This window comes from Flavobacterium chilense, assembly GCF_001602525.1.
GTDB lineage: Bacteria > Bacteroidota > Bacteroidia > Flavobacteriales > Flavobacteriaceae > Flavobacterium > Flavobacterium chilense.
The window spans coordinates 22,595-36,480 of the sequence record NZ_LSYT01000013.1 but is presented as its reverse complement, the minus strand read 5'-3'; the positions used below and the strand labels follow the sequence as shown (position 1 = coordinate 36,480).

Sequence of the window (13,886 nt, the reverse complement as noted above, 5' to 3'; positions counted from 1 at the left end):
CAGTTTACAAAATTGGAAATTTTAAACTTTAACAATTTACATAATTACGCGCAATTATTCTAAAATTTTATGGACAAATAATTATTTTCTTACTTTTAAATTTAGTTGCAAATACATTAAAGTGCAAATTCTTTCTTTAAAACATAAGGTAGTTTTGTAAAAATTGCGGCTTTAAAACCTGATGTGTGACCATTTTTTTTCAACACCTTTTATCTTCTCCTGAAGTTTGGCTAAGAATTTTTGATGTTGCTCAGATTCCGGATTAAAGCTTCGATGACGCAGGCTTTTTTGAATTTCTGAAATTTCCTGCATGGTCAGAATACTGGTTTCACTAACATAATTTTCGCTGAAAAGCTTCCAGATATAATCGATCGCAATTTGATTGGGATGCAGCATATCTTCGGCATAAAAACGATAATCCCGAAGTTCATCCATCATGATTTCGTATGACGGAAAGTATTCAATCGTTGAAAGCCTTTGACTTTGCTGAGGATGACAATTGCTTAAAACAGAATGAACAGCGGTAAACAAATGTGATTTACTCAATTGATTTTCTGCAAAACCATCTTTGATATGGCGAACAGGAGAAATGGTAAAAATAAAATTTATGTTTGGGTTTAAACGCTCAATCAAATCAATTGTGTTCTGAATGCTTTTTTCAATCACATTAACAGGTAATAGTTCTTTTGAAAATTGCTTTTGAGGCACTTTATGGCAATTGGCAACAATCTGCTCACTTTCGATATTTCGATAAATCCAGGAAGTTCCAAATGTGATGATAATATGCGTAGCTTCTTTTATTTGCTTATTTGTTTCTGTGATCGCTTTATTAAGCGTTTCGAGTAATTCCTGTCGGTCTGAATTGCTTAAATCCGAATGTACTTCAAAACTATGCCAGCGTTCGTTATGAAAAAAAACATCTTTTTCAGTAAAAAATTCCTGCGTAATAACTCTTTGAATTACTTTTTCAATTGAAACCGGATTAAAAATAATCCCAAACGGATTGGTTTCATTCTGAAATTTAAAATAATCGAATTTCTCTGCCATATTTTCTGCAAAACAAGAACCAAGAGAAATGATCTTCGAATTATAATCGATTGGATTATTGGTTTTAAAAATCGGTATTTGGGTTCTGAACTGCATGTCTTTTTTTATTCAAAAATACATCTTAAAACTCATTTAAAGATCAAAAAAAATCCCCAACATCAATAATTGATGATTGGGGATTGATCATTGTATTAAAAACTAATTAATAAGTAATCTCTAATTTGAAAGAATCTTTAGCATCTCCGGCAAATACTTCAGTAAGGAAATTATTGCCATTATATTTATTTGTATTTGTTTCAGTTACAGTTTGAACTACCGTACCTTTATTATCATAAGTTACTGTAACGTTTTTTACTGTATTATTTACTGAAGCAAAATCAAAATTATTATCTAAATCCAACAAAAATTTCACTCCTGTTATATTAGTAAAAGGGCTCTTTTTATCATCAAATGTACTTGTGATTTTTTCTCTTTCTCCATTGATATATTCTGAAGAAACCATATTACCATTTGCAAAAGTGTAAAGAGTAGTTGTATCGTATTTAACTTCTACTTTGTTGATTATTTCAGACTCATTTGCGTTAACTGTCCCGTTTGCATTGTAAACGAAAGTTAATTTTTCCTGAGAAGAACCAAAAGCACTAGATGTAATTTTAGAAGCTAATTTACCTCCTTCATATGCATAAACATCAGTATATTGTAACACCCCGGATTTAAATAACTCAACTTTGGTGATAACATCTCCTGTATAAGTATAAACTGATTTTGAAGCATCTGAAAGTGCAATTTCTTTCAACTTATTGCCATCGTAAGTTAATGTATAAGTAATACTGCCTGACTTTCCATTTTCAACAGTTGTTTCAACAATTTTTTTTGGTAATAATGTTTCAGATGCAACATTTGTTGAATCATCACTTGAACAAGAAGAAATCAGCACCATTGATAAAGCGCTAAAAAGGCATAAAATTTTTTTCATTTTTATTGGTTAAATTTGTTATTGGTGCAAACGTAATACAAGCCAAAACCAAAACCTTACGGGATTCCACATCAAAGAACACATGAATAATTAAGCGTCTATTAATACACTAACAATAAACAATATAGAAAAGCACTTAGAGTAAAAAAAATTATTAAAAAGTAAAGCACCATACAAATACATCGTTTTTTCTTACTTTTCTATTACTCCGGTATTAAAAAATATGTTTCATAAATAATTAAAACATTCAAGACTTTAAAAAAAGCGTACTAGTTATTTCAGCTATAAAAAAAATTACATTTTTAATAACAAAAAGCATCTCTACAAACTAAAACAATTGCTTACTTTTGCATCTTCCACTTTTTTAAATACTCTATGAAATTATTATATTCTTATATAATCAAACATAAAATGCTCTTGTTTTTTGCTTTGATTATGGCTTCTATCAACATCTGTTTCAGCTTATCTGACTCTATTATTACCGGTAAATTAATGCAGGATTGCGGCGTTGGCTTGCATAAATATGAAGGAAATGCAGCTGGTTTTATTAAATCTTTATCTTTCTGGCTTGGGCTTTCGCTTGGCGCTGCTATGATTTCCAGAATAACCAAGAACTTTCAGGATTATTTCACCAATGTTGTGATTCAGCGTACCGGAGCGCAAATGTATACAGACGGAATTAAAAAATCGCTTGATTTACCTTATGCCGAATTTGAAGATCAGCGAAGCGGTGAAACTTTAAGCAAATTGACCAAAGTGCGTTCTGATTCAGAAAAATTAATTACGCTTTCTATTTCTTTGATTTTTCAAACTATTATCGGGTTCATTTTCGTAATTGTATATGTTGCCCGAATTGATTATCGTATTTCGATTATTTTTTTAATTACAGCTCCTATCATTGCATTGGTAAGTTCGTATTTGGGAAAAAAGATCAAAATTGTTTCAAAAAAAATTGTGAACCAAACAAATGCTTTAGCAGGTTCAACAACTGAAAGTTTAAGAAACATTGAACTTGTAAAAAGTCTTGGACTAACCTATCAGGAAGAAAAACGTCTGAACTTAAATACGTTTAAAATCCTTCAGCTCGAACTGGAAAAAATTCGTTTTATCAGAAGTTTAAGTTTTATTCAGGGAACAACCGTTCACTTTTTAAGAACCTGTGTAGTTTTTACTTTATATTATTTCTTATTTGGAGGAAAAATTATTGTGGGTGATTTACTAACAATGGTATTTTTTACATTCTTTATTTTTGGTCCGCTTCAGGAACTTGGAAATTTCATTATCGCATTGAATGAGACTAAAGTTTCTATGGAAAACTTTAAAACATTATTGAGTGCTCCAAAAGAGTTTCGTCCGAAAAACCCAAAACATGTTGGTGCAATTAAGTCCTTATTGTTTTCGAATGTAAGTTTCCAACACAAAACAGCTAAATTCAAGGCTGTTGAAAATATCAATTTCGAAATTAAACAAGGTCAAACCGTTGCATTTGTTGGCCCGTCAGGTTCAGGAAAAACAACTCTTGTAAAATTATTGGTTGGTTTATATACTCCCGCTGAAGGTGAAGTACTTTACAATGATATTGATTCTACCGAAATTGACTTACTTGATCTTAGAAAACAATTAGGTTTTGTTACGCAGGATGCGCAGTTATTCTCCGGAACAATTCGGGAAAACTTATTGTTTGTAAAACCTAATGCCACCGATGAAGACTTATACGATGCTTTAAAAAGAGCCAGCTGTGATAAACTATTAAGACGTGCTGAAGATGGATTAAATACTACTATTGGTGAAGGCGGAATCAAAGTTTCCGGCGGAGAAAAACAACGTTTATCTATTGCCCGTGCTATTCTTAGAAATCCGAATTTATTAATTTTTGACGAAGCAACTTCTGCTTTGGACTCTATTACTGAAGAAGAAATAAACGCAACCATCAGAAACATATCTGACAAAAACAGAATCACCGTTTTAATTGCTCACCGTTTATCTACTGTGATGCACGCTGACAGAATATTTGTTTTAGAACAAGGTAAAATCATTGAGCAAGGAAAACATGATGATCTGATTGTTGAAAAAGGATTGTATTATGCTATGTGGCGCCAGCAGATTGGAGAGCGTAAATAGTTTTTTTAGATGCTAAGATTCTAAGGAACTAAGGTTCTAAGTTATTCTATACAGATTTTGTTGTCATTTCGACGAAGGAGAAATCTTCGTAAGAAGCTCGACAAAGATTGGACTCTTGTTGTGGAGATTTCTCCTTCGTCGAAATGACATAAAATGAAAAAAATACTATAAAAACAAAACCCGACAGGTTTCAAAAACTTGTCGGGTTTACTTTTATAAAAAACTTAGAACCTTAGTTCCTTAGTATCTTAGAATCTTTATTTAACGAAATCTACTGCTTTAGTAAGTGCCTCAGCAATTCCGTCAACATTTTTACCTCCTGCAGTTGCGAAGAAAGGCTGACCTCCTCCACCACCTTGGATATATTTCCCTAATTCACGAACTACTTGTCCTGCGTTTAGGTTTTTCTCTGCTACAATTTCTTTAGAAATATAACACGTTAACATTGGTTTACCTTCATGAGCAGTTGCAAAAACAATGAATAAATTATGATAAGAATTACCTAATTCATAAGCTAAATCTTTTGCTCCTTCCGGATTCAGGTCAACTTGTTTTGCTAAAAACTGAACTCCGTTAATTTCCTGTAGTTCTTTAGCTAAATCACCTTTCATATTCTTAGCTTTATCTTTCAATAAAACTTCTAATTGTTTCTTTAGCTGAGCGTTTTCATCTTGTAATGACTGAATTGCTTTTACAGGATCCTGAGCATTTTTCAGCGCTTCTTTAATTTCATTTAAAGAAACAGCTTGTGTCTCAAAATATTCTTTTGCAGCTTCACTCGTAATTGCTTCAATTCTTCTGATTCCGGATGCAACAGCACCTTCAGAAACTATTTTAAAATGCCAGATGTCAGATGTATTGGCAACATGTGTTCCTCCGCATAACTCAACAGAATCTCCAAACTTAATTGTACGTACCAAATCACCATATTTTTCTCCAAACAAAGCAATTGCTCCATCTTCTAAAGCCTGTTCTTTTGGAATGGCTCTTTTTTCGATTAATGGTAAACTTTCGCGGATTCTTGCATTTACAAAGTTTTCCACTTCTAATAACTCCTCATCTGTAACCTTAGAGAAGTGCGAGAAGTCAAAACGCAATGAAGCATTACGAACCATAGATCCTTTTTGCTCAATATGAGTTCCTAAAATCTTACGTAAACCTTGGTGCAATAAATGCGTAGCCGAGTGATTTGACGAAGTTTTAGCTCTTTGATTCGCATCAACAACAGCATTAAAAGTTGCTGTAATATTTTCTGGCAACGATTGTGTTAAATGTATCGTTTGGTTGTTTTCTTTTTTAGTATCAATGATATAAATAATATCTCCGTTTTGAGATTCTAAATATCCTTTGTCCCCCGTTTGCCCTCCACTTTCTCCGTAAAATGGAGTCGCATTGAAAACTAACTGATAAATTTCACCATCTTTTACACTGTCAACTCTTCGGTATTTAGTGATTTTTACTTGTTGTGATAATCTGTCATAACCAACAAATTCCTGAATATCATCTTCTACAATTACATTCCAGTCTCCAGCTGTTACTTTTGATGCAGCACGAGATCTTTCTTTTTGCAATTGCAATTGTTCCTGGAATCCAGCTTCATCTAATTTCAATCCTTTTTCAGAAAGAATCAAAGCTGTTAAATCGATTGGAAATCCATAAGTATCATACAATTCAAAAGCTTTTTTACCATCGATTGTATCTCCTTGGTTATTTAAAATTACAGCATCCAAAAGAATTAATCCCTGATCTAATGTACGTAAGAAAGAGTTTTCTTCTTCACGAATTACATTTGAACAAAGTGCTTTTTGAGTTCTGATTTCCGGGAAAGAATCTCCCATTTGTTCACTCAAAGTTTCAACCAATTTATAAATAAAAGGCTCTTTTGTACCTAAGAATGTAAATCCGTAACGAATAGCACGACGTAAAATTCTACGAATTACATATCCTGCTCCTGTGTTGGATGGTAACTGCCCATCTGCAATAGCAAAGGCAACTGCACGAACGTGATCTGCAATAACACGAATTGCGATATTTACTTTATCTTCGGCTTCGTTTGATGCTTTTACGGTATATTTCGCTCCTGTAATCGTTTCAATTTCTCTAATTAAAGGCATGAAAACATCAGTATCATAATTTGATGTTTTTCCTTGTAATGCCATACACAAACGCTCAAATCCCATTCCGGTATCTACGTGTTGTGCAGGAAGTTTTTCAAGAGAACCATCAGCCTTACGATTGAATTCCATAAATACATTATTCCAGATTTCAACTACTTGCGGATGATCGTTATTTACCAGACTTTTTCCTGAAACTAGCGCTTTTTCTTCCGGAGTACGTAAATCAACATGAATTTCAGAACAAGGTCCGCATGGTCCCTGATCTCCCATTTCCCAGAAGTTATCTTTTTTATTTCCAAGAATAATTCGGTCTTCATCAATCAATTCTTTCCAGATATCCCAGGCTTCCTGATCAAACGGAACATTATCCTCTTTACTTCCCTCAAAAACAGAAACATAAAGATTTTCTTTTGGTATTTTGTATACTTCTGTCAATAATTCCCAAGCCCAGTTGATTGCTTCTTTTTTGAAGTAATCTCCAAAAGACCAGTTTCCTAACATCTCAAACATAGTATGGTGATAAGTATCAATCCCCACCTCTTCAAGATCATTATGTTTTCCTGAAACACGAAGACATTTTTGCGTGTCGGCTATTCTTGGACTTTTTGGCGTTCCGTTACCTAAAAAATATTCTTTAAACTGGGCCATTCCCGAGTTATTGAACATTAAGGTTGGATCGTCTTTAAGTACAATAGGAGCCGAAGGAACAATGGTATGTCCTTTACTCTCAAAAAAATCTAAAAATTGTTTACGTACGTCTTGTGATTTCATGTTTTATAATGAGATAATATGATAATGTTTTAATTAGATAATTCATTCATGTGAAAATGTGGCCATTAGATCTTTTTAATTAAAAAACTTAAAATTCATAACAATAAATTTCGTGTTTAATACATTATCTAATTATCAAATTGACACATTATCTAATTTGTTTAATTCTTGAAAAAAAGCCTCGAACAACTGAAACATTTATTAAATTTGTTCGACAAACTATTTTACAAGCTGCAAAAATAGGGTATTTTAAAATATGGCGAAAGTAAAATATTATTACGACTCAGAAAATCTGGCTTATACGAAAATAAAAACCAGAAAAAGGATCAAAATTGGTTACGCGTTATTGTTTTTGCTGGCTTCAGCACTATTTGGATTTTTAGTATTTGTACTTTTAATCAACACTCCTTATTTTGAAACTCCAAAAGATCGTTTACAGGCGAGGGAAATTGAAAACCTGAAACTACAATACGCCATTTTGAACAAAAAAATGGACGAAATTGATGATGTGACAGAATCGCTGGAAGAAAGAGACAATAATATATACAGGGTTTATTTTAATAAAACCGAAATCCCGGATTCTATACGAAAAGCAGGTTTTAGAAATCCCAAACGTTATAAAGATTTAGAAGGTTACAACAATTCGCAACTGGTTTTAAATACCACAAAAAGAATTGACAGATTATCAAAAGAATTAGCAATTCAATCTAAATCATTAGATGAAATACTGAAACTGGCGAGCACAAAAGGCAATTTATTACTAGCGATTCCGGCAATTCAGCCTGTTCGAAACGAGAATTTAAAACGAATGGCTTCCGGTTTTGGTTATAGAATTGACCCTTTTACAAAAGTCCGTAAAATGCACAACGGAATGGATTTTACAGCCAATACCGGCACACCTGTTTACGCCACTGGTGATGGGGTTGTTGAAAGAGCCGATAACTCGGCTTCGGGATTTGGAAATCACGTGGTAATAAGGCATGGTTTTGGATACGAAAGCCTTTATGCTCATTTAAGCAAATACAATTGCAGAGCCGGACAGCATGTAAAACGTGGTGATGTTATTGGATATGTGGGAAGCACCGGAAGATCCGAAGGTCCGCATTGTCATTACGAAGTACACAAAGACGGTAAAGTTGTAAATCCTTTAAACTTTTATTACGGAAATATTTCGGCTGTAGAATATGTGGCAATTTCGCAAATGGCAAATCAGGAAAACCAATCATTAGATTAATATTTCAAAAAGTCGTATTTTTGAAATTAAAACAGAAAATTAAAAATCATGCATATTGAACTTTCAAAGGATAAAAGATATTATAGTATTGGCGAAGTTGCCAAAGCTTTTAATGTCAATGCATCATTGATTCGGTTTTGGGATAGTGAATTTGACATTTTAAAACCTAAAAAAAATGCCAAAGGCAACAGAATGTTTACGCCTGATGATATCACTAATTTACAGCTAATTTATCATTTGGTCAAAGAAAGAGGTTTTACACTCGAAGGTGCGAAAATACATTTGAAGGAAGGACAAAAGAAAACATTAGATAAATTCGAAATAATACGTAAATTAGAGACGATAAAAACACAATTAAACGAAATTAAAAACGAATTATAGTATTATTAAAAACAAACTTAAATCAAAACTGATATGAAAAAATGGTTAATCCCCGTAGGAATTATTGTTGTACTAATCGCTATTATCGCTTTTTGGTCCATTGGAATTAAAAATACGGCTCTACAACACAGTCAGGCTGTTAATAAAGAATGGGGAAATGTACAAACGGCTTACCAAAGACGTAATGACCTTATTGGAAACTTAGTTAATACGGTAAAAGGTGCCGCTGATTTCGAAAAATCGACTTTAACAGCAGTTATTGAGGCTCGTGCAAAAGCTACTTCGGTAACAATTGACCCAAGCAATGTAACTCCAGAGCAATTAGCACAGTTTAACCAGGCTCAAAGCGGTGTATCTTCATCTTTATCAAGATTGTTAGTTTCTGTTGAGCAATATCCAACTCTAAAAGCAAACGAAAACTTCCTGAAATTGCAAGATGAATTGGCTAGTACAGAAAACCAGATTCTAACAGCCAGAACCCGTTTTAACGAAGCTGTACAAGTATATAACGGATACATTTTATCTATTCCTAACAAATGGTTCTTAGGAGATTACAAAGAGAAACCATACTTCGAAGCTGTTACAGGTGCTGATAAACCAGTTGAAGTAAAATTCTAAAGATTTAGAACCATCTAAAATTTAAACTCTAAAATTTTTCCCATGTCAAAAGTAGAAGATTTTTTAACCAAAGAAGAAGAGCAGGAAATTGTTGAAGCTATTCGCGTGGCTGAAGAAAATACTTCTGGCGAAATAAGAGTACATATAGAAAAAACATCTTCTAAAGCTCATTTTGACAGAGCTTTAGAAGTTTTTCATCAATTAAGAATGAATGAAACCCATTTAAAAAACGGGGTTTTATTTTACTTTGCTGTTGCAGATAAAGGCTTTGCCATCTGTGGAGATAAAGGCATTAATGATCTTGTAACGGATGATTTTTGGGATTGTACCAAAGACATTATGGTAAATCATTTTAAATCAGGGAATTTCAAGCAAGGAATTGTTGACGGGGTTTTAAATGCCGGCGAACAATTAAAGAAATACTTTCCTTCGTTTGAAGGAGATACTAACGAATTATCAAACGAAATCTCAAAAGGATAAATAATGAAGATCTCCCAAAACAAAACATCATACTCAAAAGGACTTTTTCAATTAGCCTTTCTCTTAATAACCTTTTTTACCACTACTTGTATTTTTGCACAATTTGATATTCCTAAAATACCTGAAAAGCAAACTTCAGTTTATGATTATGCAAATATTTTAAGTGTCTCTGAAAAATCACAATTAGAAGAAAAATTAATTCGTTATTCAGATTCTACCACTACTCAGATTGTAGTTATTACAATTGAAAGTTTAAAAGGTGAAGATGTTAGCCAACTGGCTACAAGATGGGGGCAAACCTGGGGAATTGGCGGAACTGCGAAAGATGATAACGGAGTTATTATTTTACTGGCAAAAAATGAGAAAAAAATCGCTATTAATCCCGGATATGGTCTTGAAGATCGTTTGACTGCCGGAATTGGCGGAACCATCATTAGAAACATCATTATTCCGGAATTTAAAGCAGGAAGTTTTTATAATGGCCTTGACAAAGGAACAGATGCCATAATTGATGTTTTTAAAGGAAAATTCAAGGGAGAACGCAAACAAAATAAAGGAAATGATTTCCCAATAATTCCGTTTATTATAATTGTTGTAATTGTATTAATTTTACTGTCGCGAAACAAAAGAGGCGGCGGTGGAAACTCAGGCAGTAATGGCGGAGGCCCTAGTCTTCTTGATGCTATTATTTTAAGCAGCCTTGGACGAAGCGGCAGCGGAGGTTTTGGAGGTTTCGGCGGCGGATCATCAGGAGGTGGTTTTGGCGGAGGCGGAGGCTTCGGTGGTGGTTTTGGCGGAGGAGGATTCTCCGGAGGAGGTTCTAGCGGAGGCTGGTAACTTTTATTTCAGGTTTCGGGTTTGTACTAAAAAATTTAGTTTAAATTTATCATTCATAATTTTACAATTTATAATTCAATATAGATGTTATCACATAAAGCAAAATACGCCCTTAAGGCCTTACTTTATTTAGCAGAACAGGACGAAAATCACATTTCAAGAACAATAGAAATTGCTGATGGCGCCAATATTCCTAAAAAGTTTTTAGAGCAAATTTTATTGGATCTAAAACGAGGACGTTTTGTGAGCAGTAAGCAGGGAAAATTTGGCGGATATTATCTGATACGCTCCAAAAATGACATTACTTTAGCAGAAATTCACCGTTTATTTGATGGTGCAATTGCGCTTTTACCATGTGCTTCGTTAAACTTTTACGAACCATGTTCAGATTGCAAAACCGAGGAAGAATGCAGCTTAAGACACGGTCTAATGATCATCCGTGATGAAACTCTTAAAGCAATGCAAGGCATTACAATCGCCTCACTAGTAAAGAAATAAAAAAATATTTCTTAATTCCTAGTAAATCTATAGAATTTACATATATTTGCAAAAAAATCAACAAACCAATTTACAAATTTTAACCAATATGAAAGTAAATTACAATCGATCAGGTGTGCCAAAAAATCTTTTGCAAAAAAATCAAAATAGTCAATTCACCACTGTGAAAAACAATTCTTCTATGATGTGTATGTGCTGGTAAAAAAAATTTAATTTAAATTCTACTAATCACATATACTTAATATAAAAATGAAAAATTCGATAAAAAATATACTTACAATACTATCTATTTTAACTTTCTCATTATCATTTGCACAAAACGTTGAAGGTGTAGTTAAAACAAGTGAAAACATTCCGTTAGAAGCTGCTAATGTTATCGTTAAAGGAACAACTTCTAACACTACTACAGATGCCAATGGAAAATTTACCATTGACAGCAGAGGAAAACTTCCTCTGACACTATTAATTCAATATGTAGGATATAAAACTACAGAGATTGAACTTACTGATTTGCCAACAGCTCCGTTGCAGGTAACGATAAAAGAAGAAAATGAACTTATTGAAGTTGTTGTTTCTTCAAGACGAAGAATAGAAAAAGTACAGGATGTGCCTATTGCCATATCAGTAATTACAGGTAAACAAGCTGAGCAAACAGGAGCTTTTAACGTTAACCGTATTAAAGAATTAGTTCCATCAGTACAGCTTTATTCTTCAAATCCCAGAAATACCGGAATAAATATCCGTAGTCTTGGTTCTCCTTTTGGACTTACAAATGACGGAATCGATCCTGGCGTTGGTTTTTATGTGGATGGTGTTTATTATGCCCGCCCGGCTGCCACAACTCTTGATTTTATCGATGTGGAACAAATTGAGGTTTTAAGAGGACCACAAGGATCATTGTTTGGTAAAAACACCACTTCCGGAGCCTTCAATATTACGACACGCAAACCAAGCTTTACTTCAGGAGCAGATTTTGAAGTGAGTTACGGAAATTATAATTTTCTACAGGCTAAAGCATCGGTTACAGGAGCTTTGGGCAAAAAAGTAGCAGGTCGTTTATCCTTTTCTGGTACACAACGCGATGGTTTAATTGACAATGTTGCAACAGGAAGGCCTACAAATACGTTAAACAATCAGGGAATTAGAGGTCAATTGCTTTGGACTCCTACAGTAAATACAAATATCATTTTAGCCGGAGACATTACGACACAACGTCCTGACGGATATGCACAGGTAGTTGCCGGTGTTGCTCCTACTCAAAGAGCTGCTTATCGTCAGTTTGATGCCATTATAAAAGATTTAAACTACCAATTACCAAGTTTAAATGCTTTTGACCGCAAAATTGATCATGATACACCATGGCGTTCGGGACAAGATATGGGAGGTCTTTCTCTTAATATTGATACTAAAATTGGAGCTGGAACCCTTACCTCAACTACAGCATGGCGTTTTTGGAACTGGGATCCGTCAAATGACAGAGATTTTACAGGATTACAGGTATTGGCTAAATCACAAAATCCAACTAGACAAACACAATTTACTCAGGAAGTACGTTACGCAGGTCAGCTTACATCTAAAATAAGCGGTGTTGTGGGTGCATTCTTTATCGATCAAACCTCACAAACAAACGGAACTGAGGAATCCGGTAATGCACAATGGAGGTTCTCTCAAAGTACAACTAGTAACTTATGGAAAACTCCGGGTCTTTTTGAAGGATACGGAATCAAAACTGATGCTAACATCAGATCTTCAAGTGCAGCAGTATTTGGTCAGATTGACTGGGCTATTACAGATCGTTTTCATATTTTACCGGGTTTAAGATATAATTTTGATAAAAAAGACGCGCACTATGCCCGTACCACATACGGTGGTCTACAAACTACTGATCCGCAGTTATTGGCTTTAAAGAAACTGGTTTATTCTGATCAGGCATTTGATTCCAGCACAGATAATACTGATTTTTCCGGAAACTTAACACTAACTTATAAAGTTTCAGACAAAATCAATGCTTATGCTACTTATGCTAAAAGTTACAAGCCGGTTGGGGTAAATGTAGCAGGACTTCCAACAGATGCAAAAGGTGCTCCGCTTCTTGATCTTGCAGTAATTAAACCGGAAAAAGTAAATCATTACGAAGTAGGTGTAAAAACTTCTCCTTTTAAGAACTCTGTTTTTAACCTTACTTTCTTTAACACCGATATTAAAGATTTCCAAACAAACGTTCAGGCTGCTGAATTGGGTGTAAATCGTGGATATTTGGCCAACGCTGACAAGGTTCGTGTAAGAGGTGCTGAATTGGATGCAAGTTTTGTAATAAGCCAGCACTTAACTATAAATGGTGCTGCAACTTATACAGATGGTAAATATGTTAAATTTACTAATGCTCCACTTCCGTTAGAAGAAACAGGAGCTCCGGTAGCTTTTAAAGATGTTTCGGGAACTGAATTGCCTGGTGCTTCAAAATGGGCAGGATCTTTAGGTGGGGAACTTTCTAACAATGCCAGATTCTTTGGTAATAAAGGAAAAGTTTTTGTAGCCCTGGATTCGTATGCACGTTCTGAATTCTCTTCAAGCCCTTCGGCTTCAAAATACTTAGTTGTTCCTGGATATGCTATTTTTAATGCTCGTTTAGGTTTCCGTGCATCAGAAGGATTGTCTGTTCATTTCTGGGGTCGTAACCTTTTAAACAAAGATTATTATGAGCAATTATTGCCTGCTGGTGGAAATGCAGGACAATATGCAGGAGTTATTGGTGATCAAAGAACTTATGGAATTACTTTGAAATATTCATTGTAAACAATTAGTT

At 34.1% G+C, this 13,886-nt stretch carries 11 protein-coding genes; 8 read left to right on the top strand and 3 right to left on the bottom strand.

All coding sequences use genetic code 11. The features are described from left to right. Positions 1-171: 171 nt before the first annotated feature. Both A4F88_RS23380 and A4F88_RS23375 read right to left on the bottom strand, forming a co-directional pair. Positions 172-1,143: a GSCFA domain-containing protein gene (locus tag A4F88_RS23380; protein ID WP_068845315.1), complete on the bottom strand. Its 972-nt coding sequence runs from the start codon at positions 1,141-1,143 to the stop codon at positions 172-174. Between the two features lie 106 nt (positions 1,144-1,249). Continuing rightward, positions 1,250-2,023: a hypothetical protein gene (locus A4F88_RS23375; protein ID WP_068845313.1), complete on the bottom strand. Its 774-nt coding sequence runs from the start codon at positions 2,021-2,023 to the stop codon at positions 1,250-1,252. 375 nt (positions 2,024-2,398) lie between these two features. Between A4F88_RS23375 and A4F88_RS23370 the strand changes: the two genes are divergently transcribed. Continuing rightward, positions 2,399-4,144, top strand: coding sequence for an ABC transporter ATP-binding protein (locus A4F88_RS23370; protein WP_068845311.1), 1,746 nt, complete (start codon positions 2,399-2,401; stop codon positions 4,142-4,144). A gap of 257 nt (positions 4,145-4,401) precedes the next feature. Here the strand turns inward: A4F88_RS23370 and alaS are convergent, their stop codons facing one another. Continuing rightward, complete coding sequence (alaS, locus tag A4F88_RS23365) at positions 4,402-7,032, bottom strand: alanine--tRNA ligase (RefSeq protein WP_068845309.1); 2,631 nt, start codon at positions 7,030-7,032, stop codon at positions 4,402-4,404. 256 nt (positions 7,033-7,288) lie between these two features. Here alaS and A4F88_RS23360 point away from each other — a divergent pair, with 256 nt between their 5' ends. The 7 genes from A4F88_RS23360 (at position 7,289) to A4F88_RS23330 (ending at position 13,876) form a co-directional block, all read left to right on the top strand. Beyond that, on the top strand, positions 7,289-8,266 hold the full coding sequence (locus tag A4F88_RS23360) for a peptidoglycan DD-metalloendopeptidase family protein (RefSeq protein ID WP_068845307.1): 978 nt from the start codon (positions 7,289-7,291) through the stop codon (positions 8,264-8,266). Between the two features lie 48 nt (positions 8,267-8,314). After that, the gene (locus A4F88_RS23355; protein WP_041517414.1) at positions 8,315-8,647 is read left to right on the top strand and encodes a MerR family transcriptional regulator; all 333 of its coding nucleotides are present in this window, start codon (positions 8,315-8,317) and stop codon (positions 8,645-8,647) included. A 33-nt stretch (positions 8,648-8,680) separates the two neighbouring features. Then, positions 8,681-9,265, top strand: a complete 585-nt coding sequence (locus tag A4F88_RS23350) for a LemA family protein (RefSeq protein ID WP_068845305.1) — start codon at positions 8,681-8,683, stop codon at positions 9,263-9,265. 42 nt (positions 9,266-9,307) lie between these two features. Beyond that, positions 9,308-9,745, top strand: a complete 438-nt coding sequence (locus A4F88_RS23345) for a TPM domain-containing protein (protein WP_068845302.1) — start codon at positions 9,308-9,310, stop codon at positions 9,743-9,745. A gap of 3 nt (positions 9,746-9,748) precedes the next feature. After that, on the top strand, positions 9,749-10,582 hold the full coding sequence (locus tag A4F88_RS23340; RefSeq protein WP_068845300.1) for a TPM domain-containing protein: 834 nt from the start codon (positions 9,749-9,751) through the stop codon (positions 10,580-10,582). Between the two features lie 84 nt (positions 10,583-10,666). Next, complete coding sequence (locus A4F88_RS23335; RefSeq protein ID WP_041517419.1) at positions 10,667-11,080, top strand: RrF2 family transcriptional regulator; 414 nt, start codon at positions 10,667-10,669, stop codon at positions 11,078-11,080. A gap of 249 nt (positions 11,081-11,329) precedes the next feature. Next, positions 11,330-13,876, top strand: coding sequence for a TonB-dependent receptor (locus A4F88_RS23330; RefSeq protein WP_068845298.1), 2,547 nt, complete (start codon positions 11,330-11,332; stop codon positions 13,874-13,876). Positions 13,877-13,886 lie beyond the last annotated feature (10 nt).

What these genes read in the sequence shown, in the direction of transcription:
- A4F88_RS23380 (WP_068845315.1), bottom strand. Translation starts at nt 1,143, where the DNA reads ATGCAGTTCAGAACCCAAATACCGATTTTTAAAACCAATAATCCAATC.
- A4F88_RS23375 (WP_068845313.1), bottom strand. Translation starts at nt 2,023, where the DNA reads ATGAAAAAAATTTTATGCCTTTTTAGCGCTTTATCAATGGTGCTGATT.
- A4F88_RS23370 (WP_068845311.1), top strand. Translation starts at nt 2,399, where the DNA reads ATGAAATTATTATATTCTTATATAATCAAACATAAAATGCTCTTGTTT.
- alaS (WP_068845309.1), bottom strand. Translation starts at nt 7,032, where the DNA reads ATGAAATCACAAGACGTACGTAAACAATTTTTAGATTTTTTTGAGAGT.
- A4F88_RS23360 (WP_068845307.1), top strand. Translation starts at nt 7,289, where the DNA reads ATGGCGAAAGTAAAATATTATTACGACTCAGAAAATCTGGCTTATACG.
- A4F88_RS23355 (WP_041517414.1), top strand. Translation starts at nt 8,315, where the DNA reads ATGCATATTGAACTTTCAAAGGATAAAAGATATTATAGTATTGGCGAA.
- A4F88_RS23350 (WP_068845305.1), top strand. Translation starts at nt 8,681, where the DNA reads ATGAAAAAATGGTTAATCCCCGTAGGAATTATTGTTGTACTAATCGCT.
- A4F88_RS23345 (WP_068845302.1), top strand. Translation starts at nt 9,308, where the DNA reads ATGTCAAAAGTAGAAGATTTTTTAACCAAAGAAGAAGAGCAGGAAATT.
- A4F88_RS23340 (WP_068845300.1), top strand. Translation starts at nt 9,749, where the DNA reads ATGAAGATCTCCCAAAACAAAACATCATACTCAAAAGGACTTTTTCAA.
- A4F88_RS23335 (WP_041517419.1), top strand. Translation starts at nt 10,667, where the DNA reads ATGTTATCACATAAAGCAAAATACGCCCTTAAGGCCTTACTTTATTTA.
- A4F88_RS23330 (WP_068845298.1), top strand. Translation starts at nt 11,330, where the DNA reads ATGAAAAATTCGATAAAAAATATACTTACAATACTATCTATTTTAACT.